Here is a 26,776-nt window from a genome sequence, read left to right as displayed (position 1 = left end):
ATGTGCTGCCCGAGCCGCTGGCGCTGGCTGCCTTTGGTGCGGCCGACCATGGGTCATGGTCTTCGTTGCGCGCGGCGCTGCTGCACGATCCGTGGTGGACGCCTGATGTCGCGCAGCGCGAACGCCTGCAAACGGGCATCGAGATCGGCAGCTTTTCCGGCCTCGGTGGTGAGTTCGCCGAGCCGCCGCAGGTGCGCCCGGCGCCGCACGGTTTCTGGGTACGCAGCGGCGCGCGCCACGCGCTCCTGATCGCCGACGCCTGCGGCACGGTGCTGCATTCCGCCAGCGCCGAAGAATACGATTATCCCGAGGCGGCGCCCGCTGCGCAGGTACAGGTCAGGGATGGGGCGCTCACCATCAACGGCCGCACCGTGCCGCTCGACCTGCCGACCGAGCGGCTGCAGGTCGTGTGCAACCGCCACGCCGTCGCCGTCACGTCGCCGTACACCCACGCCATCCGCGTGCTGCCGCTATGACCGGGGCTGTGACGGACGACGCACTGCTGCAGCGATGGCGCGACGCCTGGCCGGCGGCGCTGGCCGCGTGGAGCAAGTACACGCGCCTGCGTGACGCCCGCCTGTGCCACACCACGATGGCAGCGGCGAAAGAGGGCCTGCAAGGCAGCTTCGCGATGATACGGCTGCTCGACCAGAGCGTGGTGGTGAACCTGCAAGGCGTGCGCGAACTGGGCTTGCAGGACTACGCGGTGGAGATCCTGGCGCACGAAATAGGCCACCACGTGCTGGCCCCGGCCAGCGCCGCCGACCAGTTCCGGCTGCTGGCGCGCTTGCGCCGCGCGTTGCCCACGCTGGAAGCGCATGCGCCCATGGTCGCCAACCTGTACACCGACCTGTATATCAACGACCGCCTGCAACGCCAGGCCGGCCTGCGCATCGACCATATCTACCGCATCCTGGAGCAGGCGCGCACGGCGCCCGCCAGCAGCCGGGTGTGGACGCTGTACACGCGCATCTACGAGCAGCTGTGGCAGCTGCCCAAGGGCGACCTCGGTGGCGGCGCCGCCGACCAGGCGATCGATACCGACGCCTGGCTGGGCGCGCGCCTGATCCGCGTCTATGCGCGCGACTGGATGGACGGCGCCATCAAGTTCGCCACCTTGCTGCTGCCGTACCTGGCCGAGCAGCAGCAACAGATGGAAGAGTTCTACCGCCTGGCCGACACGCGCGACGCGGCAGCCGGTTGCGACCCGTCGGGCGGATACCAGGTGGAAGAAGGCGAACTGGAAACGCCGATTCACCCGGTGCAGGATCGCCGCATCTCGGGCCTGGACGAAGCGCCGACAGATCCGGCGCCGGACGCGCAGCGCACACCGGGCAGCGGCCAGGCGCGCGAGCCGTACGAGTACGGCGAAATCCTCAAGGCCGCCGGTATCACCCTCAGCGACGAGGACATCGCGGTGCGCTACTACCGCGAGCGCGCCTTGCCGCACCTGGTGTCGTTTCCGAAAATGCCGGCGCCGCTGTCCACCGAGCTGCAACCGGAAGGGCTGGAACCGTGGCAGATCGGCGATCCGATCGAGGAAATCGACTGGCTGGCGACCGTGGTCCAGAGTCCGCGCCCGGTACCGGGGCTGACCACCGTGCAGCGCCAGTATGGGCGCGAGGCGGCGCGCCGTCCGAAACCCACGCCGGTGGACCTGGACCTGTACGTGGACAGCTCCGGCTCCATGCCCGATCCGCGCTTCCACACGTCGTACCTGGCGCTGGCCGGCGCCATCGTCGCGCTGTCGGCCTTGCGCACCGGCTCGCGTGTGCAGGTCACGCTGTGGAGCGGCAAGAGCGAGGTGATTGTCACCCCCGGCTTCGTGCGCGACGAGGACCAGGTACTCGGCGTGCTCACCGGTTTTTTTGGCGGCGGCACCTGCTTCCCGATCCATCGCCTGCGCCAGACTTTTGCGGCGCCGCGCGACCGGCCCACGCACATCCTGATGATTTCCGACGACGGTATTTCCACCATGTTCGACAACGACGAGCAGGGCAACAGCGGCTGGGACGTGGCCGCGCGCGCGCTGGTCAACGGCGGCGCTGGCGGCACCATGGCGCTCGACCTGCGCCCGGATTGGGATGGCGACCAGCAGGCCGGCTGGCTGCAGAAATCGTACGATGCCATCAAGCGCGCCCGCAGCGAGCAGGGGTGGGACATCCACGCCATCGCCCAGGCCGAAAGCTTGGTAGACTTCGCCCGCGCGTTCAGCCTTCGCCATTACACAAATTCGTCAGCCCAGTCCCATGCAAAACACCGGCCCCGCCCTTGAAGTCCTGATCCACCGGCTGGCCGATATCCCGGTCGAGCTGCTGGCCGAGCCGCGCATCGGAGACGCTGGCGCGGTCCACGTGGCAGCGCTGGTCAACGACGTGCTGGCGCTGCACGGCGCGCGCGCCACGCTGGCAAGCCTGGCGCCATTCATCCCCGGTGCGACGGGTTCTCACCGCCACCGGCTGGCGCTGGTGATGATCACCGCCTGGCTGCTGGCCGACGAGTGGTTCATCGGCGCCGCCATCGCGCAGGCGGACTTGCTGCGGGTACTGGACCGCACCGTGGACGAACTGTCGCAATGGGCCAGCGCCCATAAATACGTCGAGGATCCGGAGCGGCGCGAGGAACTGGCGCGCATGGTGCTTGCGCGCCTGGGATTTCGCCCGGCCGGCGAATCGGAGCATGAAGCGACCGACCGCCTGGCGGCCGTGAGCGGCTTCGAGCGCCGGCGCCTGTTGGAGGCGAGCCGCACGGCCGAGCAGCGCGCGGCCGACATCCGCGCCGCGCTGGCGCGCAAGGCTGCCGAGGAATCTGCCGACAAGTGGTCGCGCGAATGAGCAGTGATGCCACTGCGCTGGACGATGAACGCGAGCGCTTTCCCACGCTCACGCCGGCCGGGCGCGCCATGCTCGATTTTTTGCGCGAGCACCCGGCCGCACCCACCTACCGCAACCAGAGCGGCAACAAGCTGCTGGCGCACGAGGTGGAAGATGTGCGTGCTTTCGAGCGGGACGTGGCCGCTGCCAGCGTCGGTTGGCCGGCCGACCGCAGACCGGCCTGGCTCGACGACTTCGTGCGCACCACGTACGCCAGCGTGCCCCACTACCGCGCGCTGGGCGCCGTCCCTGCCGAATGGTCGCAGATCGCGCCCGTCAACCGTGCCGACCTGGCAAACGACATCGCCGCCTTCGTGCCCGACGACGCCGACATCGCCCGCATGATCAATTTCCGCACCACCGGCACCACCGGCCATCCGCTGATCATCGCGTCGCACCCCGTGGTGGCGGCGCGCTACCTGGCGTTCCACAAGCGCGCGCTGCGCCGCTTCGGCGTGCAACTGGCGCATGGCGCGGGCCAGGTGGGCGTGGTGCTGCTGGGCTTCCAGCAGCGGTGCTTCACGTACGTGTCGGTCACGCCCACGATGGGCGAATCGGGCCTGGCCAAGATCAATCTGCACCCGGACGAATGGCGTACGCCGCAGGACCGCGCCACTTACCTGGACGCGCTGGCGCCCGAGGTGGTGGCCGGCGATCCGATCTCGTTTGCCGAGCTGCTCACGCTGCCGGTGACGATGCGCCCGCGCGCACTGCTGTCGGTGTCGATGCTGCTGTTGCCAGCGCTGCGCGCGCAGCTGGAGCAGCGCTTCGGCTGCCCGGTGCTCGACATCTATTCGCTCAACGAGGTGGGGCCGGTGGCCGTGTACGACGCCCGCGTCGGCGGCCACGTGCTGCTGCAACCGCGCCTGTACGTCGAGCTGCTCGATAGCGCCGGCAACCCGGTCGCGCCAGGGCAGCGCGGCGAGATCACGGTCTCGGGCGGCTTCAACTTCTGCCTGCCACTGCTGCGCTACCGCACCGGCGACCATGCCGCGCTCGACATGAGCGGCGAGGTGCCGGTGCTGGCAGGCCTGTTGGGCCGCTCGCCGGTGCGCTATCGCACGCCAGGCAAGTGGATCAACAATATCGACGTCACGCACGCCTTGCAGCACCTGCCGATACCGCACTTTGGCGTGCACCAGGAGGCCAATGGCGTGGTCGTGCTGCGCCTGGCGCAGGCGATGACGCCGCTCGGCGACCAGGCCCGCGCAGCGCTGGAAAAGCTGTTCGGCGCCGGCAGCGTGATGCTTGCCGTGCTGACCGCCGACGACAAGACCGTGCAGTACACGTCGGACCTGGCGGGGGCGCGCGAATGAAGCAGTTTCACACCGGCCTGGTGGTGGGCAAATTCAGCCCGCTGCACCTGGGGCACGAGCTGCTGATCCGGCGCGCGCTGCACGATTGCGAACAGGTGGTCATCATCGGCTACTCGCAGCCGGAGCTGCCCGGTTGCGGCTCTTACCTGCGCGAGCAATGGCTGCGCGCACGCTTCCCGCAGGCTATCGTGCTGGTACTGCACAACGACCGTCACGACCTGCCCGACAACGACGCCGACGCCACCGTGCACCGGCGCCTGATGGGATGGGCGTGCCAGCACCTGCTGGGACGCCCGGTCGATGCGGTATTTACCAGCGAGGACTACGGCGACGGTTTTGCGACGGAGCTCACGCGCTATTTTGCCGAGCATGGTCGCCGGCGCGCTCCGGTGCGTCACGTGCTGGTGGACCAGGCGCGCAGTGCGATTCCCGTGTCGGGTACGGTGATCCGGCGCGACCCGCACGCTCACCGCGCTTACCTGTCCGGCGAGGTGTACGCCAGCTTCGTGCAAACGGTGTGCTTCCTCGGCGGCGAGTCGAGCGGCAAGAGCACCATGGCCGAAGCGATGGCGCGAGAACTCGGTACCGTGTGGGCGGCGGAATATGGCCGCGAGTTGTGGGTAGCGCAGGACGGCGAACTGGCGTACGACGATCTGCTGCGCATCGCGCGTGTGCAGCAGCAGCGCGAAGACGATTTACGCCAGCAGGCCACGCGCTACCTGTTCTGCGATACCTCGGCCCTGACCACGCTGTTCTATTCGCGCGAGATGTTCGACCGCGCCGCGCCTGAGCTGGAGCACAGGGCAGGGCGCCGGTACGACCACGTATTGCTGTGCGCGCCGGACTTCGATTTCGTCCAGGACGGCACCCGGCGCGAGGACGGTTTTCGCTTGCGCCAGCACGACTGGTATGTCGCCGAGCTGCGCCGCCGCGAGATTGGCTACACGCTGCTCACCGGATCGCTGCGCCAGCGTATCGACACGGTGCTGGCGCAGCTCACCGGCAGCCGCTGAAATTAGCCCAGTGCCAGGCGGTGCGATGGTGCCGGCGCCGGGCGTTTTGGCGCAGCGCGCCTGGCAGGTGCAGCGGCCCTGGTGGCGCCTTCCAGCTTGAACACGCTCACCAGCTGCGCCAGGTGGGTCGACTGGCCTTGCAGTGATTCGGCGGCGGCTGCCGCTTCTTCCACGAGGGCGGCGTTCTGCTGGGTGACGCCGTCCATCTCGCCGATGGCCTGGTTGATCTGGTCGATGCCGGCTTCCTGTTCCTGGCTGGCGGCGGCGATCTGCTCCATGATGTCGCTCACGCTGCGCACGCTGCTGACGATTTCGGTCATGGTGTTGCCCGCCTGGTCCACCAGCATGGCGCCGGTCGTGATTTTTTCCACCGAGTCGCTGATCAACTCCTTGATGTCCTTGGCGGCGCTGGCCGAGCGTTGCGCCAGGTTGCGCACTTCCGTCGCCACCACCGCGAAGCCACGGCCCTGTTCACCGGCGCGCGCTGCTTCCACCGCCGCGTTCAGGGCCAGGATGTTGGTCTGGAAGGCGATGCCGTCGATCACGCCGATGATATCGACCACGCGTTTAGACGAAGTGCTGATCGATTCCATCGTGGTCACCACCTCGGCCACCACGCCGCCGCCGCGCACGGCCACTTCGCTGGCGCTGGCGGCCAGCTTGTTGGCCTGGCGCGCGTACTCGGTATTCTGCTTGACGGTGGAGGTCAGCTCTTCCATTGACGACGCGGTCTCTTCGAGCGAGCTGGCTTGCTGCTCGGTGCGCGAGGACAGGTCCATATTGCCGCTGGCGATTTCGTCGGACGCCGTGGCCACCGCTTCGGTGGTGCCGCGCACCTCGCCCACGATCGATGCCAGGCGGTCGCGCATGGCCGCGATGCTGTAGAGCAGGCTGCTGGTGTCGTTGGGGGCCAGGTCCACGCGCACGGTCAGGTCGCCGGCGGCGATGCGGTCGGTGATGCCGGCGGCATAAGCGGGTTCGCCGCCGAGCTGGCGCAGCACCGAGCGCGCGATCAGCCAGCCCAATAGCAGCGCCACGCCGATCGAGATCGCGGTCAGGATGGCGGTCAGGGTAATCGCCTGCACGCTGCGGTCATGCACGCCCTTGGCAATTTCGTCGATGGCGGCGCGCTGGCGGTCGGCCACGGCGCCGATGCTGGCCACGTACGTGGCGCTGGCAGGAATGAATTTCTGTCCGATCAGTTGGCGGGTGAGTTCGACGTCGCCCGCATCGCGCGCATCCATCACGGCTTTGCGCGCGGCCTGGTACAGGTCGCGGTTGGCCATGGCCTGGGCATACAGCTCCTTGGCGCGGGGATCGACCAGGCGCTCGACGATCATTTTCTGCACTTCGCCATTGCGCTTGATGGCGCTGGCGAGGCCGTCTTCGAAGTACTTGCGTTCGGCCGGGTCGATCAGGCGGGCAGTCGCCTGCGCGCGCTGGACGTTGGTTTCGATGCTGCCTTTCCACTCGGTGACCAGGCGCTCGGTCTGCAACTGCCGTTCGACCAGGTTGTCGGTGTCGTTGGTGACCGTGTTGAGGGCAGTGGAGCTGCCGATCGCCACCACCAGCAGCAGGGCCAGCGTGGCGCCGAAGCCCAAAGTCAGTCGCGCCCCGACTTTCATATTACTCAGTTTCATAGGAGTCCTTGGTATTTAATTATCTTTAATGCAAAATATATTGCGGATGAGAAATTGTAGCACCGTTTGGAAAAAATTGTTCCTTGTGGAAACTGCTGACGCGCACCGCTGCCTTTTCGGCGCAAATGGGAGTACAAAGCGGGAAATTGAAAGAGGAATGGCGGAAAGCAGTAGGAGTCGAACCTACAGAGGAACGGCTGACGCCCCTCACCGGGTTTGAAGCCCGGCCCCATCACCGGATGAGATTGCCTTCCGCGGAAGTGCTAGTTGCTATTGGCGGACCAGCTGGTATCGGGCCGCACCATGTGAATATTTCCAACGCGCCGAGTATAGCCGACCCGGTTGAAGAACTCCAGGATCTGGATGCCGCGTTTGCGTCCGAGCCCGGTGGCGTCGCGGAACGACGCCGCCTGCACCTGCGGCAGCGTGGCCAGCATCTGCGCCAGCTGCGCCAGCGGCTGCGGATGATAAAACAGATCGGGCACCACCTGGCTGATCTCGCCGCTGCGCGCCAGCTTGCGCAGCAGGCGCCGCACCTCGGCTTCGGGCATCGCGTGCTCGCGCACCAGGTCGCGCACCCACGGCGGATCGTAACATCCCGCCAGCAGCGACGCCAGCAGCGGCGCCACCAGCGCCTGTTCCGCATCGCTCAGCGCCACGCTGTGCTGCGGCAGGTGCAGGCTGCGCCCGCGCTGGGCGATGCGGCCAGCGGCCAGCAAGGTCTCCACCAGGCGGCTCCACAAGCGCTCTTCCATGTCCGGCGAGACGATGCGTTTCAGGCGCCACAGCTCCGGCCCGGCGTCGTCGGGCGAGCGTTCGTGGAATTGCGCCAGGGCGGCCATGATCTGTTCTTCCAGCACCTGTACCTGGCCGGCGCCGATCAGCAGCGCGTCGCCACCGGCCAGCGCCACGTTGACCGCGCCCGGTGGTGTGACGATCAGCGCGGCCGGCAATTGCGACAGCCGCACCAGCGCCGATACCCGCAATCCCAGCGGGCTGCGCGCCAGCAGCGCGGCGGTGTCGCCATGTTCGATAAAGGCCGCCAGCGCATCGAGCCAGTCCAGCCGCACTGCGCTCCTGCGCTTGCGCGCGGGGCCGAACGGATCGAGCACCGCGCCGCCGCCCACGGTGGCCGTGGCCTGGGCGTTGCGGATCACGAAGCGGTCGCCGGGCACCGCGTGCACCGGCGCGTCGAGCACCAGTTGCACGCGCCCGGTCTGGCCCGGCGCCAGCGATTCGCCATCGAGCAGCACCACGTTGGCGGTGTGGTGGGCCGCGCCCAGGTGCACGTGCAGCGGCGACCACGGTTTGAGCGTGAGGCCGCAGTCAGGCGTCAACGTCAGTTCCACGTCGATGCGCTGCGAGCACTCGGCCAAGGCCGGCGCGACGATCCAGGTGCCGCGCGCGATATCTTCCTTGGCCACGCCGCCGAGGTTGAGCGCCAGCCGCTGGCCGGCATGGCCGATTTCCGCTGGATGGTTCTGCGCGTGGATGCTGCGCACGCGCGCCTGCTGGCCGCCCGGCGCCAGCGCCACCGTGTCACCCACGCGTACCGTGCCGGCCAGCGCGGTGCCGGTAACGATGGTGCCCTGGCCGGACAAGGTAAACACGCGGTCCACGCCAAGGCGGAACAGGCGCCGTTCGTCGCTGGCCGGCAGCGTGGCCGCCAGCTGCGACAGGTGCGCCCGCAGCGCGCGCACGCCGGCGTCGTCGGCCTCGGTGGCATTGGTGTGGAATACCGGTGCGCCGGCAAAATCGGTGGGCGCCAGCAGGGCGGCGATGTCCGCTTCCACCTGGACGATCTGGGCGGCGTCGGCGCGGTCGATCTTGGTCAGCGCCACCGCGCCGCGCTTGACGCCGAGCAGCCGCAGAATGGCCAGGTGCTCGCGCGTTTGCGGCATGATGCCGTCGTCGGCGGCAATCACCAGCAGTGCGGCATCGATGCCGGTCACGCCGGCGGCCATGGTGCGGATGAATTTTTCGTGGCCCGGCACATCGATCACGCCCAGCGAGTCGCCACCGGCGAGCGGCGTGTAGGCGTAACCGAGTTCGATCGAGATGCCGCGCGCCTTTTCCTCTTTCAGGCGGTCGGTATCGACGCCGGTCAGCGCGCGCGTGAGCGTGGTTTTGCCATGGTCGATATGACCTGCGGTACCGATGATCATGCGCCGGCCTGCTCCAGCAGCGCCAGTTGGCCGACGAACTTTTCCTGCTGCTCGCCGTTCAGGCAGCGCAGGTCGAGCCACAGCGCGTCCTGCGCCACGCGGCCGATCACCGGCAGCGGCAGCGCGCGCAGGCGCTGTTCCAGTTTGCCCAGTGCGTTGCTGGCCTTGCCGGTCGGGCGGATCGCCAGGCCAAAGCTGGGCAACTGGTCCACCGGCAGCGCGCCGCTGCCGATCTGGCTGTTCATCGCTTCGGCGGTGACCGCGTAAGCGCCGCCCAGCGCCGCCTGCAGCGGCGCCAGAATCAGTTCGGCCTGCGCGCGCATGGCGGCGGCGGGCCGGGTGAGCAGCTTGAGCGTGGTCAGGCGCTCGGGCAGCAGGTCGGGCGCGCGGTACAGTGCCAGCACCGGTTCCAGTGCGGCCAGCGTCAATTTTCCCACCCGCAGCGCGCGCTTGAGCGGGTTTTTCTTGATCTGCGCGATCAGGTCGGCGCGGCCGACGATGATGCCGCACTGCGGGCCACCGAGCAGCTTGTCGCCGCTGAAGGTCACCAGGTCGGCGCCGGCGGCAATCGTTTCGCGCACCGTGGTTTCATGCGGCAGGCCGTATTGTTCGAGGTCCACCAGCGTGCCGCTGCCCAGGTCGACGGCGGTGGCGATGTTGTGCTGCTTTGCCAGCGGCGCCAGTTCCGGCAGTTCCACGCTCTTGGTGAATCCGGTAATTTCGTAGTTGCTGCAATGGACCTTCATCATCAGCGCCGTTTGCGGACCGGCCGCTTCGGCGTAGTCCTTCAAATGCGTGCGGTTGGTGCTGCCCACTTCGCGCAGCACGGCGCCGGCGCGGGTCATCACGTCGGGGATGCGGAAGGCTCCGCCAATTTCCACCAGCTCGCCGCGCGAGACGATCACTTCGCGGCCCAGGGCCAGGGTGTTCAACATCAGCAGCACGGCGGCGGCGTTGTTGTTGACAATGGTGGCTGCTTCGGCGCCGGTCAGTTCCAGCAGCAGTTCTTCCACCAGGTTGTCGCGGTCACCGCGCTTGCCGGTGTCGATGTCCCATTCCAGGTTCATCGGCCAGCGCAGCGCCTCGGCCACGGCCTGCACCGCGCTGTCTGGCAGCAGGGCCCGACCGAGGTTGGTGTGCAGCACGGTGCCGGTGAGGTTGAACACGGCGCGCAGGTTGGCTCGGTTGGCGTTTTGCAGGCGCTCGGCCAGCATGGCCAGCAGGGCGGGAATGTCGGTGGCGGCGTCGGTGGCGGCAACTGCGCCTTGAACGCTGCCACTGCGGTCACCGCTGTCAATGGCATGGTCCTGGCGCGCAGCCAGCAGCATCGCCCGCAGTTCGGCCAGCAATGCGCGCGCGGTGTCGGTGGTCTGCGTGCGGCCGTACTGTTCGATCAGCGGCTGGCAGCCGGCGTCGGACAGGATCAGGTGCACGGCAGGCAGCCGGATCGCCGGCGCTCTGGCGCTAATCGACCCGGCAGCCGGCGCGGCAACCTGCTCGCCGGCTGCCCCAGTGACGTTGCTGCTGCTGGCCGGCGTCGTCATGCTGCGTTAAACCACAGCAGCGGATTGCCGCTGGCGCGTGCGTAACCGGCTTCGCTCACCAGCACATCGAGCGTCAGGCTGGCCAGGTCGTCGGCCAGTGGCTCGACGTGGAAGTCGTGCTCCTGGTTGAAGATCTTGCGGTAGGTTTTGCAGTCGTCGCAGGTTTCGGCGCGGGCCACCTTGCTCGGGTCGTTGGCCTTGTTCGGTTTTGCGTTTTTATCTTCCACGGCGTCTTCCACCGGCAGCTTGTCTTCGTTGGTTTCCAGGCTCTGGTAGGCGATCTTGCTCGTATGCTCGCAGCACGAGCACTTCACGCGCACCATGTGCCACTCGCTGGCGCAGCAGCTGCACTGCAAATAGCGGTAGCCTTGCGACTGGCCGCCGATGCGGATCACGCTGGCCACCGGGTGCGAACCGCACACGGGGCACAAGGTATTGGTTACCAGCGGTTGCACGCGCGGCGAATCGAGTTGTTCGGCGCGCTTGGTCCACATCACCTGCAGCGCGGCAGCGACGAACGGTGCGTGCAGCGGGTGCACGCCCTCGGTCAGTTCAGCCAGTACGGCGTCGGCGCAGCCTTCGAGCTGCGCCACATCGAGTGCGCGCAGTTCGGCCAGCACGGCGTCGATCTGCGGTTGATCCTTGATCGATGCCGCCAGGTGGTCGAGCAGGGCGGCGAACACTGTGCGCCATTCCGGTGGGCGGGCGCCGTTGACCGGCAGCGGCGGCATATTGTGATCGATCGAGAGCTTGATATCGGCCGCCGGTGGCAGGCTGAAAGTCTCGGGCGGCAGGGCGGCTGCAACCGCAGCTTGTGCGTCCACCACGGCAGCCATCAATTGCAGGTATCCCTGCATGGCTTCGGCCACCGGGATACCCTTGATGTCGTTGTTGGCCAGCTGGCGCAGGCGCGCCGCGCGCGCCATGAACAGGCTGCGTGCCTGCGGCAGCAGCAGGCGCGGAATGGAAGTGTGATCGAGGGATTCGATCTGGCCTGGTTCGAGCAAGCGTTGTACCACGAGATTCTCCAGTAGCCGGCGGCAAAGTGTCGGCCGGGCAAAAGTGTATTTTAATCCGAAATTGGAACGGGGGCGCGGGTTGGCCGGGGCGGGGTCTCTCGAAGGAGAGAGCCCGGGCGCGGCGACGCACGCCCGGGAGTACTTCAGGCTACATCAGGCTTCGATCAATCACGCTGTTTATTCTTGATCACCGATTCGAACCAGCGCGGATGGTGCTTGCGCGCCCACCCGTAGGTGACCGTGCCGCGCACCATGGCGCCGATCGAACCCTTGACCCAGAACGCCGCGTAGATATGCACGATGATCGAGCAAATCAGCACGAACGCGCTGAACGCGTGCAGCAGCGCCGCAAAGCGCACCACGTCGATCGGGAAGTAGAACGCGAAGTACGCGCGCCAGATCACGATACCCGACAACAGCAGGCCAAGCATGCTGGCGATCAGCACGAAGAACAGGATCTTCTGGCCGGCGTTGTACATGCCGATCTTCGGCAGGCGGTCTTCGCGGTTGTTGAGCACATCGCCGATCTGCTTCATCCACTGCTTGTCGGCCTGGTCGATCTTGTTGTGGTGCCAGAAGCGCACCACCAGCACCGCAAACGAGACGAACATCACCACACCGAGGAAAGGGTGCAGGATGCGCGTCCACTGGCCGCCGCCGAGGAACACGGCCATCCACGATGTCGCTGGATGGAACATGGCCAGGCCGGACACCGCCAGCAGCACGAAGCAGATCGCCGTGATCCAGTGATTGCTGCGGTCATTGGCGGTGTAGCGCTGGATCAGCGGGTTGCCGTCCTTGTCCCTCATCTCCCCCCTCACGCCGTTACGATCAGGTGCGCTCATTGCTGTTCTCCCGGATGCGTTGTGCTTCGTGCAGCGCTTCGGCTTCCTCGTCCTTGCTCACTTCGTTCGGACCGATGCGCGAGTAGTGGAAGAAGCCCGCCAGCGCGGTCGCGGCAATGCCGGCCAGCGCCAGCGGCTTGGTCAGGCCCTTCCACAGGCCCACCATCGGGCTGATGGACGGGTTCTGTTTCAGGCCGTGGTACAGCGGCGCCTTGTCGGCATGGTGCAGCACGTACATCACGTGCGTGCCACCGACACCGGCCGGGTCGTACAGGCCAGCTTGCGCAAAGCCGCGCGACTTGAGGTCTTCGATCCGCTCTTCGGCGTGGTGCTTCATGTCTTCCTTGGTGCCGAAGACGATCGCGCCGGTAGGGCAGGTCTTGACGCAGGCCGGTTCCTGGCCGACGGCCACGCGGTCCGAGCACAGGGTGCACTTGTACGCGCGGCTGTCCGCCTTGGAAATGCGCGGCACGTCGAACGGGCAGCCCGCAACGCAGTAGCCGCAGCCAATGCAGTTCTCCTGGTGGAAATCCACGATGCCGTTGGTGTACTGGACGATGGCGCCCGGCGCCGGGCAGGCTTTCAGGCAGCCCGGGTCTTCGCAGTGCATGCAGCCGTCCTTGCGGATCAGCCATTCGAGGTTGCCGTCGGTGTTCTCGTATTCCGAGAACCGCATCACGGTCCACGACTGCGCGGTCAGATCGATCGGATTGTCGTACACGCCGGTGGTTTCACCCACTTCGTCGCGCAAGTCGTTCCATTCCATGCAGGCCGTCTGGCAAGCCTTGCAGCCGATGCACTTGGAAACGTCGATCAGTTTGGCCACGGTGCCGGTGACCGGGGTACGGGCCACCGGCGCCTGCACGGTGGTGGCCGAGAGGCGTTTGATATCTAGCGATTGTAATGACATGTTTTAATCTCCCTCGGGCCGTCAGGCTTTTTCCACTTTCACCAGGAACGACTTGAATTCCGGTGTCTGTGAATTGGCGTCGCCTACCGTCGGCGTCAGTGTGTTGATCAGGTAGCCCGGTTTGGTGAGCCCCTTGAACCCGAAGTTGATCGGCAGTCCGACCTGGTGGGTCTTTTTGCCATCGATCATCAATGCCTTGATACGCTTGGTCACCACGGCTTTCGCCACGATGTAGCCACGCTTGGACGACACCCTGACCTTGTCGCCGTGTACCACGCCGATTTCCTTGCCCAGCTCTTCGCCGATTTCGACGAATTGTTCCGGCTGGATGATCGCGTTCAAGCGCGCATGCTTGGTCCAGTAGTGGAAGTGTTCCGTGAGGCGATAGCTGGTCGCCACGTGCGGATACTCTTCCTTCTTGCCCAGCTTCTTGCGGTCGTTCGGGAACATCCGTGCGGCCGGATTGTTGAAGGCGCGCGGATTATTCGGGTGCATCGGGTTGTGCCCGATCGGCGACTCGAACGGCTCGTAGTGCTCGGGGAATGGACCCTCCGCCATCGCATCGCGCGAGAAGAAGCGTGCCACGCCTTCGGCCAGCATGATGAATGGACCCATGCCGTTTTCCGGCGGTTCGTCCGCCTTGAAGTCCGGCACGTCGGCGCCGCCCCAGTTGGTGCCGTTCCAGCCCACCAGCTTGCGGGTCGGATCCCATGGCTTGCCCTTGGTGTCGGCAGACGCACGGTTGTACAGCACGCGGCGGTTGGCCGGCCAGGCCCAGGCCCAGTTCAGCGTATTGCCGATGCCGGTCGGATCGCTGTTGTCGCGACGCCCCATCTGGTTGCCCTGCGCGGTCCACGAACCGGCAAAGATCCAGCAACCGCAAGCGGTGCTGCCGTCGTCGCGCAGTTGCGCGAAGCCAGCGAGCTGCTCGTTCTTCTTCAGGACGACCTTGGTCGGATCCTTTGGATCGGTCAGTTCCTTCAACGCCTTGCCATTGAATTCCATGGCGATTTCTTCCGGCGTTGGCGAATGCGGCGTGGCGTAGTTCCAGGTCAGGTTGACGATCGGATCGGGGAACTTGCCGCCCTCGGTCTGGTACGCCTTTTTCATGCGCAGGAAAATGCCCGACATGATATCGAGATCGCTCTTGGCCTGGCCCGGAGGTTCGGCGCCTTGCCAGTGCCACTGCAGCACGCGCGAAGAACTGACCAGCGAACCGCGTTCTTCGGCGAAGCACGACGTCGGCAGGCTGAATACCTCGGTCTGGATCTTGGTCGGATCGACCTTGTGGAAGTCGCCGTGCGGTTTCCAGAACTCGGACGTTTCGGTCTGCAGCGGGTCCATGATGACCAGGAACTTCAGCTTGGACAGGCTGTCGGTGATCTTCTGCTTGTCCGGGGCCGAGGCCAGGATGTTGAAGCCCTGGCAGATATAGCCGGTCATCTTCCCTTGGTTCATCAGCTCGAACGCCTGCATCATGTCGTACGGCTTGTCCAGCTTGGGCAGGTAGTCGAAGGCGTAGTTGTTCTCTTCGGTCGCGGCATCACCCCACCACGACTTCATGAACGAGACCAGGAACTTCTTCGAGTTGCTGTAGTAGCTGAGCTGATTCGGACGCAGCGGTTGCAGCGAGCGCTTGGCCACGTAAGCGTTCCAGTCCTGCTCCGCCTCGCCGGGCAGCGTCAGGTAACCTGGCAGCATATTGGTCAGCAGACCGAGGTCGGTCAGACCCTGGATGTTGGAGTGCCCGCGCAGCGCGTTCATGCCGCCGCCGGCGATCCCCATGTTGCCGAGCAGCAGCTGCACCATGGCGCCCGTGCGCAGGGTTTCCGCGCCGGTCGAGTGCTGGGTCCAGCCCAAGGCGTACAGGATGGTCGCAGCCTTGCCCGGCACTGCGGTCGATGCCAGCAGTTCCGCCACTTTGTGGAATTTTTCCGGCGGCACGCCGCAGGCTTTTTCCACCATCTCGGGCGTATAGCGCGAGTAGTGCTTCTTCATCATCTGGTACACGCAGCGCGGATGCTCGAGCGTCGGATCGATCTTGGCATAGCCGTCGTCGCCCATCTCGTAGTTCCAGCTGCTCTTGTCCGTGTACTTGCCGGTCGCCTCGTCGTAGCCCGAGAACAGGCCGTCGTTGAAGGCGAAATCCTCGCGGACGATGAACGGCATGTCCGTGTAATTACGGACGTATTCGTGCTGGATTTTGTCGTTGGTGAGCAGGTAGTTGATGATACCGCCCAGGAAAACGATGTCCGCACCGGTACGGGTAGGGACGTAATAGTCCGCCACCGAAGCGGTTCGGGTAAAACGCGGATCGACCACGACCAGCTTGGCGCCGCGATGCGCCTTCGCTTCCGTGACCCATTTAAACCCGCAAGGGTGTGCTTCTGCTGCGTTACCGCCCATGACCAGGATGACATCTGCATTCTTGATGTCTACCCAGTGATTCGTCATCGCACCACGTCCAAATGTCGAGGCAAGACCTGCCACCGTCGGACCGTGTCATACACGTGCTTGATTGTCGAATGCCAGCATGCCGAGACTGCGCATGGTTTTATGGGTTAAATAACCTACTTCGTTCGATGCCGCCGACGCGCACAGCATGCCGGTGGTGGTCCAGCGGTTGACGGTTTTGCCGTCGGCCGATTTTTCGATGAAGTTCGCGTCGCGGTCAGCTTTCATCAGCTTGGCGATGCGATTCAATGCGTCATCCCACGACATCGGCGACCATTCGGTCGCACCCGGGGCGCGGTACTGCGGCGCCATCAGGCGGCTAGGCGAGTGGATGAAGTCGATCAGGCTGGCGCCTTTCGGGCACAGGGTGCCGCGATTGACCGGGTGGTCGGCGTCGCCTTCGATGTGGATGATCGAGGCAGTGGCGTTTTTCGCGCCATCGCCCAGGCCATACATCAAAATCCCGCAGCCTACGGAGCAGTAGGGGCAGGTGTTGCGGGTTTCGGTGCTGCGCGCCAGCTTGTATTGCCGGACTTCGGCCATGGCCGTTGCCGGCGCAAAGCCGAGGAGCGCGATGCTCGAACCCGCGATGGTAGCGCCAGTTACCCGAAGGAACTGTCGCCGTGACATCTGGTTCATAGGAAGCCTCTTGGTTATGAAAGGGGACATTCCAAGTTTATCACCGGGAAAATTTTGTGTCCGTAATGACTTGTATCAAATCAGCGCATTACAGACATTTAATTTTATGATCGGTGATAAAAACGATAATTTTTCTCGGCTAAAGGGGATATTGACAATATTTTAGCAGGAATGAGAATCGTTACCAGGTGGTCAAAATGTCAGTCTTCACGGCTTGCCAAGGCCTCGATCGCGGCCAGCGACGGTGGTGACGCCCCCTCGGTCATGCAGGCTGCCGCGCCCGCGCACACGGCAAAACGCAGGTGCTGGTCCGGCGCGTGGTCGGGGTGGTGCAGCAGGCTGTAGGCGAGGGCGGCGATGCTGGCGTCGCCGGCGCCCACGGTGTCGGCCACCGTGATCTGCGGCGCCTTGCGGGACCACGACTGCTCGCCGCAGTGCAGCGACGCGCCGTGTTCGCCCTTGGTGTAAAGGTACGTCGCTTGCGGGTTCCAGCTGCGCAGTGTGGCAAAGGCGGCGTCGATATCGTCGGTGCGGAACAGGCCCGCCAGGTCTTCTTCCGACACTTTGATCACGTCGGCCAGTTCGGTCATGCGGCGCAGGGTGGCGTCGTAGCGCTCATCCATCAGCAGCCGGTAGTTGGGATCGAAGCTGATGCGCACGCGGTCGGCCTTCAGCTGTTCGGCCAGCGCCACCAGCTTGCCGGCCAGCGGCTGGCGCGCCAGGCTGATGCCGCCAAAGTGCACCCACTTGCAGTGCGCGCGCCAGCCCTGCGGCAGCGCGGCCGCATCGAAATGCAGGTCGGCGCTGTCGTCGCCGACAAAAAAGTAGGCCGGCGGATCGGTGCGGTGGACGATGGCCAGTAGCGGCGACTTCGGATAGCGCTGCAAGAAGCGCAGGTCCAGTTGCGACTGCTCGCTGGCCTGCCACAGCGCGTCGCCGAAGACGTCGTCGCTGATCGCGCCCGCAAACGCTGTGGGTACATCGAGCGCGGCCATGGTGCGCGCCACGTTCCAGGTGGAGCCGCCTACCTTGCTGTGCCAGTTCTGTTGGGCCGGACCTTGCACGATCATGTCGGTCAGCGCTTCGCCGGCGGCGACGAAAATGGGGAAATCGGACATCGCTTAATCTTTCATCACATTGAGAACTTCGTAGCACGCGCCCATGGTGTGGTAATCGACCTTGCCCGCCGGGCTTTTCTCGTCGGTGAGCTTGGCGTTGTCGGCGCCCAGGATGCGGTACCACGCGCCGTATCGATGATCGACGAAATGGCTCCAGCTATAGTCCCAGAGTTTGTCGTACCAGGCCCAGTAGCGGGCGTCTGCCGTGCGCGCGCCCAAGAGGGCGGCGGTGGCGATGCTTTCGGCCTGCACCCAGAAGTATTTAAGGTCGTCGCAGATGCTGTCGTCGGGCGCAAAGCCGTAGTACAAGCCGCCGTGCTGCGCATCCCAGGCCTTGCTGACGGCGGCGTCGAACAGGGCGATGGCGCGCGGCAGCAGCCAGTCCTGGCCGTGCGCCAGGTGCTCGCCGTGGCGCTCGAGCAGCAAGAGCAGCTTGGCCCACTCGGCCAGGTGGCCGGGCTGGTAACCCCAGGGACGGAAGATATTGCTCTTGTCGTCGCGGTTGTAGTCCCAGTCCACCGACCAGTCGGCGTGGTAGTGCTCCCAGACCAGGTCGTCGGCCAGCGCGGCCTGGCGCAGCGTGATGTTGCGCGCCAGGGTTTCCGCGCGCAGCAAGTAGGCGCGGTCGCCGGTCGCTTCAAAGGCAGCGATCAACGCTTCGCACGCGTGCATATTGGCGTTCTGGCCGCGATAGCCGTCCAGGTGCGACCAGTCGGGCGACGCTTCGTCCGCGTACAGGCCGTGCTGCGCATCCCAGAAGCGGCGCTCCATCAACTCGAACGTTTCGCCGATCCACTCGGCCGCTTCGGTCTGTCCGGCCATCAGCGCGTGGCTGTAGGCCAGCAGCACAAAGGCCAGGCCATAACAGTGGTTGGTGCCGTCGGTGACGTGGGCCACGCCGGCCTTCCAGTCCAGGGTCCAGGCGTAGCCGCCGGTATGCGCATTGCGGTGGGCGTCGCGCAGGAAGGCCAGCGCGTGGCGCAGGCGCTGCTGGTCGGCCGCATCGCCGAACTGGCGCCAGGCCATGGCGTAGTTGAAGACGAAGCGGGTGCTGCTCACCAGGTGGCGGGTGCGCTCGTCGTAGATCGCGCCGTCGTCCTTGTAGAAGTGATAGAAGCCGCCGCTGGGGTCCACGCAGCGGCCATCGTAAAAACGCTTGGTGTGGCGGATGTGGTCGAGCAGCGTGGCGCGGGATTGGAAGTTCGGTGCCGTCATGGGGTCCGTGAGAAGTTTGGTGGACGATCGTTGGAGGAAGATTGTGGCGCGCGCCAGCCGTCGAACACGGTACTGGCGCGCACGATCAATTCCACCGGTGCGATCTGCTGCACCGGCGGCTGTTGTGGTTCGTGCCGGCCTGGTTGCTGGCTGGCGTTCTGCTGGTCGAGCAGCAGCTCCACGCCCATCGCGCCGAGCGCCTTTTTGTCGATGCGCAGGGTGGTGAGCGGGCGGTGGCCGAGGACTGCCGTGGCGATGTCGTCGAAGCCGACGATGGCGATATCGTGCGGCACCTTCAACCCCCTGGCCAGGCAGCAGCGCATGGCCACCAGGGCGGCGCTGTCGTTGTAGCAGAACACGGCGTCGGGCGGGTGGGGCAGCGACAGCAGCTGCTCCATCGCCTCCCAGGCGCCGGTTTCCAGGTCCACGCCGTCGGGCAGGTTGGCTTCCAGGCGCGGGTCGTTCAGGATGCCTTCCTCGAACAGCGCCTGGCGGTAGCCGCGCGCGCGTTCGCGGATGCTGTAGTGCGCCAGCGGGCCGGAGATGAAGCCGACGCGGGTACGGCCGGTATCGATCAGGTGCCGGGTGGCCAGGTAGCCGCCCATCATATTGTCCGGGTTGACCGAGTTGTAGCCGCGCAGCTTCATGTCGATCAGCACCAGCTGCTTGCCGGTGGAACGCAGCGCAGCCAGGGTCTCTGGCTCGAAGAAGCCGGCGCACACGATGCCGTCCGGCGCATGCATGCGGATCTGGTCGATCAGGCCATCGGCCGGACCCACCGCCATGAACGAGAGCACAATGCCCTGCTTGCGGCACGCTTCTTCGGCGCCATGCAGCACCGGCGAGTAGAACGGGCTGCTGGCGGCGGTGTTGTGCTGGCGGTGCAGCAGGAAGGTGAGGCGGCGCATGCGCTTGGGGCGCAGCTTGCAGAAGTCGTAGCCGAGCGAGCGCGCCGCTTCCAGCACCATCTGGCGCGTGACTTCGGTCAGTCCCGGCTCATTTTTGAGCGCGCGCGAGACCGTCCCAGCGGACACCCCCGCAACCTGGGCGATGTCGCGGATCGTCACGCCCGGTTTCGCTGTTGCGGTGTTGTCGGTATCGGCCATCTGGTCTCCATTGTTTCTGCGAAGCGGCTCGCGACTACGGCGTCGGCCAGTTCTGTGTGAAGGAAGTCTTGCATGAGCGCGCGCGCATGGTCAAACGACTAACAGCATTCCGCTGAGAGTTTAGCGTTATTTACTAAACGGATAGTTTGCCACTACTCGGGTTGCTGCAATGCGCCATTTCACCTGGCAGCAGCGTGTTTAGTGAAGACGGCTAAACTGCCCCCGCTTTTCGGCCTTGGTTTGACCGGTGGGGCGGGGCCATGCAGAATATTTTCAGCTAACAAAATAACCATAACCTTCAAGGACGAGACATGAAACAACTGTTCAAATTCTGCGCCGCCGCCATGCTGATCGGCGCGGCGGGCATCGTCGCCGCCGCCGATGGCGCGCCGGTGACCAATACTGCCAAATCGGAGTTCGTCACCGCCAGGCAGACGCACTTCAGCCGCAAGGGCCAGGCCTATTACATCGTGGGCGCCAATTTCTGGTACGGCGGCTATCTCGGTGCGCCAAGCGGCGTGGGCGAGCGCAAGCGCCTGCTCAAGGAACTCGACACCATGAAGGCTATCGGCATCAACAACTTGCGCGTGCTGGCCGTCTCCGAAAAAACCGACATGAAAAGCGCGGTCAGTCCCGCCACCACCGCCAAGCCAGGCGAGTACGACGAGAACCTGCTGGTCGGCCTGGACTTCCTGATGGCCGAAGCGGCCAAGCGCGACATGACCGTGGTGCTCTACCTGAACAACTTCTGGCAGTGGTCGGGCGGCATGACCCAATACCTTAACTGGTTCGAGGGCACGCCGGCGCTGGACCCGAACGTGACCAAGGACTACGACGACTACATGAAGAAGAATGCGCGCTTCTACGTGAACGCCGCCGCGCAAAAAGAATATCGCCAGGTGATCGCCAAAATCGTCAAGCGCGTCAACACCATCACCGGCAAACCGTACTCGGAAGACCCGCACCTGATGTCGTGGCAGCTGGCCAACGAGCCGCGTCCCGGCAACGGCAAGGCCACGAAAGAAGAGAAGGCGGCCTACGTCAAGTGGATCGACGACGTCGCCGGCTACATCCATAGCCTCGATCGCAACCACATGGTGAGCACCGGCAGCGAAGGCCTGGCCGGTTCCGCCCAGGATGCGCAGCTGTTCCTCGACGCGCACCGCAGCAAGCATGTCGATTACCTGACCTACCACCTGTGGCCCAAGAACTGGGAATGGTTCGACTCGCGCAACCCGCAAGGCACCTGGGACAATGCCATCACCAGGAGCCGCGACTACCTGAACTCGCACATCGAGCTGGCCAAAAAACTCGACAAGCCGATCGTGCTCGAAGAATTCGGTCTCGATCGCGACGGCCCGTCGTTCAGCATCAAGGCCACCACCAGGATCCGCGACCGCTTCTACAAGGAGGTGTTCGACGTGGTCTATACGCGCGCCGCCAAGGGCGACCCGATTGCCGGTTTCAATTTCTGGGCCTGGGGCGGCGCCGGCCGCGCGGCCAATGCCGACTACTGGTGGAAACCGGGTAACGACTTCATGGGCGACCCGCCGCAGGAAGAGCAGGGCCTGTACTCGGTGTTCGACACCGATACCAGCTCGCTCGAGCTGATCAAGGAGTACGGCGACAAACTCAAATCGATCAAGCGCTAAGGGGGCGGCGCATGAAACAGTCCATGCCACTATGGATTGCCGCGCACGGGCTGGCGCTGGCGGGGTTGGTCGCCAATCCGGCCCATGCCCAGAAGTTCGACGGCCTGGCGGCGACGCCGCAAATGGGCTGGAACAGCTGGAATACCTTTGCCTGCGATATCAATGAAAAGCTGATCCGCGATACCGCCGATGCGATGGTCAAGAACGGCTTGAAGGACGCCGGCTACGTCTACGTCAATATCGACGACTGCTGGCACGGCAAGCGTGACGACAAGGGCGTGATCCATCCCGACCCCGAGCGCTTCCCGTCCGGGATGAAGGCGCTGGCCGACTACGTGCATGGCCGTGGCCTCAAGCTCGGCATCTATTCCGACGCTGGCGCTACCACCTGCGGCGGCAAGCCGGGCAGCCGTGGCCACGAATACCAGGACGCCATCACCTACGCCGAGTGGGGCATCGACTACATCAAGTACGACTGGTGCGACACCAAGGGTTTGAACTCGGCCGGCGCCTACACCACCATGCGCGACGCCATCCGCAGCGCCGGCCGGCCCATGTTGTTCAGCATCTGCGAATGGGGCGACACCAGGCCGTGGGACTGGGCCAGGGACGTTGGCCACTCGTGGCGCACCACCGGCGACATCTACCCGTGCTGGGACTGCGAATTCAGCCAGGGTTCGTTCTCGGCCTGGGGTGTCACGCGCATCCTCGACAAGCAGGCCGGCCTGCGCCAGCATGCCGGTCCCGGTCACTGGAACGACATGGACATGCTGGTGGTCGGCAAGGGCTTGACGGACGACGAGGACAAGTCGCACTTTTCGGCGTGGGCCATGCTGGCCTCACCGCTCATCCTCGGCAACGACGTGCGGTCGATGCCGGCGTCTACCCACCGCATCGTCACCAACGCTGGCGCGATCGCCATCAACCAGGACCCGCTCGGCGTCTCCGCGTGGCGCTTTCTCAAGACCGGTGAGGTCGAATACTGGGCCAAACCGCTGGCCAACGACGAATGGGCGCTGATGGTGCTCAATCGCGGCGCCCAGGCTGCGCCGGTCAGCTTCGACTGGGGTGCGTATCACATCAACGATGACCTCAGCAAGCGCACGGCGGACTTCAAACACAAGCGCTACGCTTGGACCGATGCCTGGAGCGGCAAGACCGGCGACACCACCCGCAAGCTGGAGGCAAAGGTGCCGTCGCACGGCGTGGTACTGCTGCGCCTGAAGGCAAAAACATGAGCTACACTTGAAGCTTGTTCAACCCGAGGTCAAAAAAATGAAGAATAGCCTTATTGTTTCGCTAATTTCTACTGCTTTGCTGTCGCTGTCCGCCGCCGCGTATGCGGCCGACGCCAAGCCGGCCGTCATCGACGGCAAAGCGTGCAGCATCACCCCCGCGCCGCGCACCGTCGAATACCCGTGGATGTCGATCGCCCGCTGGCAGGCCATGTTCCAGGAAGATATCGAGGTCGCGGAGACTGGCAAGGTCGACTTGCTGTTCGTGGGCGATTCCATCACCGAAGGCTGGAACAAGAAGGTGTGGGACAAGTCGTTCGGCAAGTGGAAGACTGCCAATTTTGGTATCGGCGGCGACCATACCGGCAACGTGCTGTGGCGCCTTGACCATGGCCAGGCCGGCAGGCTCTCGCCCAAGCTGGTGGTACTGACCATCGGCGTCAACAATTTCTTCCACTGCCAGGCCAACCCGGAGCAGGTGTTCGACGGCGTGAAGGCAGTGGTCACCAAGGTGCGCACGCTGTACCCGAACGCGCGCATCCTGCTCAACGCTGTGCTGCCTTACGAGCAATCGGCGGCCAGCCCGAAGCGCGCGCAGGTCGTCGAACTCAACCGCATGATCGCCACGCTCGATGACGGCAAGACCATCATCTTCAAGGACTACGGCAAGAAGTTCCTGCAGGCGAATGGCGACATGTCGCCGACCATCATGGCCGACTACCTGCACCCCACGCCCAAGGGCTACCAGGTATGGTCGGACGCCATGCTGCCCGATATTAAAAAGCTGATGAAATAAGATGACGACCTTCACCCGCATCGCCGCGCTGCTGCCCGTGATCGCGTTAGCATGCGTGGTGCCTGTCGCCACTGCTGCTGTGGCAACCACCGCTGCGACCAGCATCACCGCTGCCGATCCGCATGTAGCCCGCACCGGCCGCAGCGAAGTCAGGCCCGATGGCGCCGTGTATTTCGCCTATCCGGGCGTGGGCTTCGCGGTGGCGTTCGACGGCACCCGTGCGGCGATGGCGGTGGAGGCCAGCAGCGACAACAGCTACTTCGACGTGATCGTCGATGGCGGCGCTGCGCGCAAGGTCCACCTGGCCAAAGGCGCGCAGACGCTGGTGTTGGCCGAGGGGCTGGCTGCCGGCCCGCACCGGGTGGAGGTCGTCAACCGTTCCGAGACCTGGCTGGGCAAGGCGACCTTGCAGCGCTTCGACACCGATGGCGCCTGGCTGCCGGCGCCGGCGCTGCCGCAGCGCAAACTGCTGATCATGGGCGACTCGGTCACGTGCGGCGAAGCGATCGACCGTGTGCCCGGTGCGAAGAAGGAAGCGTCGTGGTGGGATGCGCGCGCATCGTACGGCATGCTGCTGGCGCAAGACCTGCAAGCGCAGGTGCAGCTGGTGTGCGCCGGGGGCAGGGGACTGGTGCGCACCTGGGACAACCACACCGACCAGCTCAACCTGCCCGACTACTACCAGCTGGCCATCGCCGACCAGCAGCAGCCGGTGAAATGGGACCAGCGTTTGTATCAGCCGGATCTGATCATCAGCGCGATCGGTACCAACGACTTCAACGTCGGCATCCCGGAGCGCGAGCATTATGTCAGCACGTATGTGCAGCTGGTGCGCACGCTGCTGGCCGATCATCCCAAGGCGAAAATCGTGCTGACCGAAGGGGCGATGCTGAAGGAACAACGCAAGGCCGCGCTGTTGGACTACATTGCCGAGACGGTGCGCCGCGTGGGCGATCCACGCGTGCAGGCGGTGCCGTCAACAACGTATCCGGGGGATCGGCAGGACGCCCATCCCACGCGCGAGCAGAATGCCGCCATGGCGCGCGACCTGGCGCCGCAGATGCGCAAGATTATGGGCTGGTGAATTCGCTCAGGCCAGCAGGCGCCCCAGCAACGGCGCCAGCAGCACCATCAGGATTCCGCTGAAGATCATCGTCAGGCTGGCCACCGCGCCTTCCTGCGGTCCGATCTTGCGCGCCACGCTCATCCCGAAGCCGTGGGCCGCCGCGCCGAACGGCGCACTGCGCGCCACCCGCATGCGCAGCGGCAGCAGGCCAAGCAGCACCTGTCCCAGCAAGATCCCGAACAGGCCGGTGATCATCACGAACACGCCGGTCAGCTGCGCCTCGCCGCCCAGGTGGCGCGTGGCTTCCACCGCGAACGGCGTGGACACCGACCGCGCCAGCAGGCTGTGGGCGGCGGCGGCGTCGAGGCCCAGCAGTCGGCTCAGCAGCAAGGTGCTGCACAGCGAGACCACGATGCCGGCGCAACTGCCCAGACCCAGCGCCAGCCAGTGCCGCTTGATCAGCTCGCGCTGCTGGTAGATCGGCAGCGCAAAGGCGACGGTGGCGGGTCCCAGCAGCCAGGGCAGCCAGCGCGTGTCGCCAAAATACAGCGAGAACGGCGTGGCGGTCAGCTCGATGACGGCGATCAGGATCGCTGACGTGGTGATGGCGGGCGTGAGCCAGAAATACTGGTAGCGGCGGTGCAGCGCCTGGTTGGCGTAGAACAGCACCACGGTCAGGACCAGGTAGAGGAATGGTTTCATGCCGGCTGCTCCTGGCCAAGGTGAATCGTTTGACGACCCTGACGCAAAGTACGCAGCTTGCGCAGCCGCACCCGCCGCTCGAACTGGCACACCCATTCCACCGTAAACGCGGTCGCCAGCAGTACCGAGATGAAGCCGATGCCGATCGCCGCGAACAGCCGCACGCCCTCGCGCTCGAGCAGGGCGGTGAACTGCACCACCGAGACGATCAGCGGAATGAAGAACAGCAGCATGTTCGACAGCAGCCACTCGGCGCCATGGTTCACCACCGCCGGCCGCACCACGCCGGCCAGCAGCAGCGCCACCATCAGCAGCAGCCCCACCACGCCGCCGGAAAACGGCAGGTGCAGCCACGCTGCGGCGCGGTCGCACGCGTACCAGATGGCGGTCAGCAGCGCGACCTGCAGCACGGTATAGAACGAGCGGGTGAGGAAGGAGGTTTTCATGCAGCCATTCTAGGCGCGGTACATTAAAAGATAAAATGAATTAAAATTATGAAAATCATTCGATACTGGAATAGATGATGGATTTGCGTTCGTTGCGCTACTTTGTCGCGGTGGTGGACCAGCAGGGCTTCAGCCGCGCTGCCGAAACCCTGCACGTGACCCAGCCGACGGTGAGCAAGATGATCGCGCAACTGGAGCAGTCGCTCGACCTGGTGCTGCTCGAGCGCACCGGCAAGCGCTTCACCGTGACCGACGCCGGCCAGGTGGTGCTGGCGCGGGGCCGGGCGCTGCTGGCCATGCACGAGGAACTGAACGTGGAGCTGGCCGACCTGCAGCAGCTGCGGCGCGGCGAGTTGCGCCTGGGCGTGACGCAACAGGCGCACCAGCCGCTGGCGCCCCTGCTGGCCGCGTACCACCGCCAGTATCCGGACGTCGAACTCAAATTGTTCGAGGATGGCACCCAGGCCATCGAAGCGAACCTGCGCAACGGCACACTGGAAATGGGCTCGCTGCTCGACTACGCGGGCAATGCCCACATCTGGACCGAGTTCGATTCGCTGCCGCTGGTGTCGTCGCCGCTGTGCGTGCTGGCGCCGCTCGCGTCGCCGTGGCGCGGCCGGCCAAAAATTGCGCTGGGCGAACTGGCCGACAGCCCGTTCATCTTCTACGGCGCGTCGTTCGCGCTGAACGACATCGTCACCGACGCCTGCGCGGCCGCCGGCTTCCAGCCTAAAATCAGCGGCCGCAGCGGCCAGTGGGACTTCGTCGCCTCGCTGGTGCGCCTGGGCGTGGGCGTGGCGATCCTGCCCCAGCTGTTCTGCGACACCCTGCCGCCAGGCCAGTTCTCGATCGCCCAGCTGACCGAACCGGCCCTCGACTGGAAACTGCGCCTGGCCTGGCGCCGCAACAGCCACCTGTCCTTCGCCGCCCGCGCCTGGCTCACCCTCGCCCGCACTTCGGGGTCAGTGCCGACATTCGGACACGAGCTGAGCCATTAAGTCAAAAAACAGGCCTGAAAAAGT

At 65.2% G+C, this 26,776-nt stretch carries 21 protein-coding genes, 1 tRNA gene and 1 pseudogene; 10 read left to right on the top strand and 13 right to left on the bottom strand.

All coding sequences use genetic code 11. From position 1 onward, the window contains the following. From DUPY_RS28395 to DUPY_RS13875, 5 genes and pseudogenes are all read left to right on the top strand, one after another. Nucleotides 1–476: pseudogene (locus DUPY_RS28395) on the top strand (hypothetical protein); the annotation flags it as partial. A gap of 8 nt (nt 477–484) precedes the next feature. After that, nucleotides 485–2,275, top strand: a complete 1,791-nt coding sequence (locus DUPY_RS13890) for a vWA domain-containing protein (RefSeq protein WP_229255367.1) — start codon at nt 485–487, stop codon at nt 2,273–2,275. Then, nucleotides 2,250–2,834 carry a hypothetical protein gene (locus DUPY_RS13885; protein ID WP_070248974.1) on the top strand — a complete coding sequence of 195 codons (585 nt, stop codon included), beginning with the start codon at nt 2,250–2,252 and terminating at the stop codon, nt 2,832–2,834. The genes DUPY_RS13890 and DUPY_RS13885 overlap by 26 nt, the downstream gene beginning before the upstream one ends. Continuing rightward, the gene (locus tag DUPY_RS13880; RefSeq protein ID WP_070248973.1) at nt 2,831–4,189 is read left to right on the top strand and encodes a phenylacetate--CoA ligase family protein; all 1,359 of its coding nucleotides are present in this window, start codon (nt 2,831–2,833) and stop codon (nt 4,187–4,189) included. The genes DUPY_RS13885 and DUPY_RS13880 overlap by 4 nt, the downstream gene beginning before the upstream one ends. After that, nucleotides 4,186–5,202 carry an AAA family ATPase gene (locus DUPY_RS13875; RefSeq protein ID WP_070248972.1) on the top strand — a complete coding sequence of 339 codons (1,017 nt, stop codon included), beginning with the start codon at nt 4,186–4,188 and terminating at the stop codon, nt 5,200–5,202. The genes DUPY_RS13880 and DUPY_RS13875 overlap by 4 nt, the downstream gene beginning before the upstream one ends. Nucleotides 5,203–5,204: 2 nt before the next feature. On the opposite strand, the gene DUPY_RS13870 is transcribed toward DUPY_RS13875, so the two are convergent. The 11 genes from DUPY_RS13870 to DUPY_RS13815 form a co-directional block, all read right to left on the bottom strand. Next, nucleotides 5,205–6,842, bottom strand: a complete 1,638-nt coding sequence (locus tag DUPY_RS13870; RefSeq protein ID WP_229255366.1) for a methyl-accepting chemotaxis protein — start codon at nt 6,840–6,842, stop codon at nt 5,205–5,207. 158 nt (nt 6,843–7,000) lie between these two features. After that, a tRNA-Sec gene (locus tag DUPY_RS13865) sits at nt 7,001–7,096 on the bottom strand. 9 nt (nt 7,097–7,105) lie between these two features. Beyond that, nucleotides 7,106–9,007, bottom strand: coding sequence for a selenocysteine-specific translation elongation factor (gene selB / locus DUPY_RS13860; protein ID WP_070248971.1), 1,902 nt, complete (start codon nt 9,005–9,007; stop codon nt 7,106–7,108). Then, nucleotides 9,004–10,551, bottom strand: a complete 1,548-nt coding sequence (selA, locus tag DUPY_RS13855) for an L-seryl-tRNA(Sec) selenium transferase (RefSeq protein WP_084640713.1) — start codon at nt 10,549–10,551, stop codon at nt 9,004–9,006. The genes selB and selA overlap by 4 nt, the downstream gene beginning before the upstream one ends. Next, nucleotides 10,548–11,570, bottom strand: a complete 1,023-nt coding sequence (gene fdhE, locus DUPY_RS13850; protein ID WP_070248970.1) for a formate dehydrogenase accessory protein FdhE — start codon at nt 11,568–11,570, stop codon at nt 10,548–10,550. Before fdhE ends, selA begins: the two co-directional genes overlap by 4 nt. 164 nt (nt 11,571–11,734) lie before the next feature. Beyond that, entirely contained in the window at nt 11,735–12,415 is a 681-nt protein-coding gene (locus DUPY_RS13845; protein ID WP_071651637.1) for a formate dehydrogenase subunit gamma, read from the bottom strand. Beyond that, nucleotides 12,402–13,325: a formate dehydrogenase subunit beta gene (gene fdxH / locus DUPY_RS13840; RefSeq protein WP_070248968.1), complete on the bottom strand. Its 924-nt coding sequence runs from the start codon at nt 13,323–13,325 to the stop codon at nt 12,402–12,404. Before fdxH ends, DUPY_RS13845 begins: the two co-directional genes overlap by 14 nt. A 21-nt stretch (nt 13,326–13,346) precedes the next feature. Further along, nucleotides 13,347–16,418 (bottom strand): formate dehydrogenase-N subunit alpha, encoded by a 3,072-nt coding sequence (gene fdnG / locus DUPY_RS13835; protein WP_141749542.1) that lies wholly within the window; start codon nt 16,416–16,418, stop codon nt 13,347–13,349. Between the two features lie 200 nt (nt 16,419–16,618). Then, nucleotides 16,619–17,536, bottom strand: coding sequence for a carbohydrate kinase family protein (locus tag DUPY_RS13825; protein WP_070248965.1), 918 nt, complete (start codon nt 17,534–17,536; stop codon nt 16,619–16,621). A gap of 3 nt (nt 17,537–17,539) precedes the next feature. Next, nucleotides 17,540–18,751, bottom strand: coding sequence for an AGE family epimerase/isomerase (locus tag DUPY_RS13820; protein WP_070248964.1), 1,212 nt, complete (start codon nt 18,749–18,751; stop codon nt 17,540–17,542). Further along, on the bottom strand, nt 18,748–19,857 hold the full coding sequence (locus tag DUPY_RS13815) for a LacI family DNA-binding transcriptional regulator (protein ID WP_070248962.1): 1,110 nt from the start codon (nt 19,855–19,857) through the stop codon (nt 18,748–18,750). Before DUPY_RS13815 ends, DUPY_RS13820 begins: the two co-directional genes overlap by 4 nt. 311 nt (nt 19,858–20,168) lie before the next feature. Between DUPY_RS13815 and DUPY_RS13810 the strand changes: the two genes are divergently transcribed. Genes DUPY_RS13810 through axe2C form a run of 4 tightly spaced genes read left to right on the top strand, consistent with a single transcriptional unit; the run spans nt 20,169 to nt 24,624 of the window. Continuing rightward, nucleotides 20,169–21,509 carry a glycoside hydrolase 5 family protein gene (locus DUPY_RS13810; protein ID WP_070248960.1) on the top strand — a complete coding sequence of 447 codons (1,341 nt, stop codon included), beginning with the start codon at nt 20,169–20,171 and terminating at the stop codon, nt 21,507–21,509. An 11-nt stretch (nt 21,510–21,520) separates the two neighbouring features. Next, nucleotides 21,521–22,747, top strand: coding sequence for a glycoside hydrolase family 27 protein (locus DUPY_RS13805; protein ID WP_141749541.1), 1,227 nt, complete (start codon nt 21,521–21,523; stop codon nt 22,745–22,747). Between the two features lie 37 nt (nt 22,748–22,784). Further along, complete coding sequence (locus DUPY_RS13800; protein WP_070248956.1) at nt 22,785–23,540, top strand: GDSL-type esterase/lipase family protein; 756 nt, start codon at nt 22,785–22,787, stop codon at nt 23,538–23,540. Nucleotide 23,541: 1 nt separating this feature from the next. Then, nucleotides 23,542–24,624 (top strand): bifunctional acetylxylan esterase/glucomannan deacetylase AxeC2, encoded by a 1,083-nt coding sequence (gene axe2C / locus DUPY_RS13795; protein WP_070248954.1) that lies wholly within the window; start codon nt 23,542–23,544, stop codon nt 24,622–24,624. A gap of 6 nt (nt 24,625–24,630) precedes the next feature. Here axe2C and DUPY_RS13790 read toward each other — a convergent pair whose 3' ends face one another. Both DUPY_RS13790 and DUPY_RS13785 read right to left on the bottom strand, forming a co-directional pair. Beyond that, nucleotides 24,631–25,308 carry an LrgB family protein gene (locus DUPY_RS13790; protein ID WP_084640712.1) on the bottom strand — a complete coding sequence of 226 codons (678 nt, stop codon included), beginning with the start codon at nt 25,306–25,308 and terminating at the stop codon, nt 24,631–24,633. Further along, nucleotides 25,305–25,754, bottom strand: a complete 450-nt coding sequence (locus DUPY_RS13785) for a CidA/LrgA family protein (protein ID WP_070248952.1) — start codon at nt 25,752–25,754, stop codon at nt 25,305–25,307. Before DUPY_RS13785 ends, DUPY_RS13790 begins: the two co-directional genes overlap by 4 nt. A gap of 77 nt (nt 25,755–25,831) precedes the next feature. On the opposite strand from DUPY_RS13785, the gene DUPY_RS13780 reads away from it, so the two are divergent. Continuing rightward, on the top strand, nt 25,832–26,752 hold the full coding sequence (locus tag DUPY_RS13780; protein WP_070248977.1) for a LysR substrate-binding domain-containing protein: 921 nt from the start codon (nt 25,832–25,834) through the stop codon (nt 26,750–26,752). Nucleotides 26,753–26,776 lie beyond the last annotated feature (24 nt).

Origin of the sequence: Duganella phyllosphaerae (assembly GCF_001758785.1) — a bacterium.
Classification (GTDB): Bacteria; Pseudomonadota; Gammaproteobacteria; order Burkholderiales; family Burkholderiaceae_D; genus Rugamonas; species Rugamonas phyllosphaerae.
Note: the sequence above shows the minus strand (reverse complement) of the source record. Positions and strands in the feature narration are given on the sequence as shown.

Coding starts and splice junctions, on each gene's coding strand:
- DUPY_RS13885 (WP_070248974.1), top strand. CDS start 2,250: ATGCAAAACACCGGCCCCGCCCTTGAAGTCCTGATCCACCGGCTGGCC.
- DUPY_RS13880 (WP_070248973.1), top strand. CDS start 2,831: ATGAGCAGTGATGCCACTGCGCTGGACGATGAACGCGAGCGCTTTCCC.
- DUPY_RS13875 (WP_070248972.1), top strand. CDS start 4,186: ATGAAGCAGTTTCACACCGGCCTGGTGGTGGGCAAATTCAGCCCGCTG.
- DUPY_RS13870 (WP_229255366.1), bottom strand. CDS start 6,842: ATGAAACTGAGTAATATGAAAGTCGGGGCGCGACTGACTTTGGGCTTC.
- selB (WP_070248971.1), bottom strand. CDS start 9,007: ATGATCATCGGTACCGCAGGTCATATCGACCATGGCAAAACCACGCTC.
- selA (WP_084640713.1), bottom strand. CDS start 10,551: ATGACGACGCCGGCCAGCAGCAGCAACGTCACTGGGGCAGCCGGCGAG.
- DUPY_RS13845 (WP_071651637.1), bottom strand. CDS start 12,415: ATGAGCGCACCTGATCGTAACGGCGTGAGGGGGGAGATGAGGGACAAG.
- fdxH (WP_070248968.1), bottom strand. CDS start 13,325: ATGTCATTACAATCGCTAGATATCAAACGCCTCTCGGCCACCACCGTG.
- DUPY_RS13825 (WP_070248965.1), bottom strand. CDS start 17,536: ATGTCCGATTTCCCCATTTTCGTCGCCGCCGGCGAAGCGCTGACCGAC.
- DUPY_RS13820 (WP_070248964.1), bottom strand. CDS start 18,751: ATGACGGCACCGAACTTCCAATCCCGCGCCACGCTGCTCGACCACATC.
- DUPY_RS13815 (WP_070248962.1), bottom strand. CDS start 19,857: ATGGCCGATACCGACAACACCGCAACAGCGAAACCGGGCGTGACGATC.
- DUPY_RS13810 (WP_070248960.1), top strand. CDS start 20,169: ATGAAACAACTGTTCAAATTCTGCGCCGCCGCCATGCTGATCGGCGCG.
- DUPY_RS13805 (WP_141749541.1), top strand. CDS start 21,521: ATGAAACAGTCCATGCCACTATGGATTGCCGCGCACGGGCTGGCGCTG.
- DUPY_RS13800 (WP_070248956.1), top strand. CDS start 22,785: ATGAAGAATAGCCTTATTGTTTCGCTAATTTCTACTGCTTTGCTGTCG.
- axe2C (WP_070248954.1), top strand. CDS start 23,542: ATGACGACCTTCACCCGCATCGCCGCGCTGCTGCCCGTGATCGCGTTA.
- DUPY_RS13790 (WP_084640712.1), bottom strand. CDS start 25,308: ATGAAACCATTCCTCTACCTGGTCCTGACCGTGGTGCTGTTCTACGCC.
- DUPY_RS13785 (WP_070248952.1), bottom strand. CDS start 25,754: ATGAAAACCTCCTTCCTCACCCGCTCGTTCTATACCGTGCTGCAGGTC.
- DUPY_RS13780 (WP_070248977.1), top strand. CDS start 25,832: ATGGATTTGCGTTCGTTGCGCTACTTTGTCGCGGTGGTGGACCAGCAG.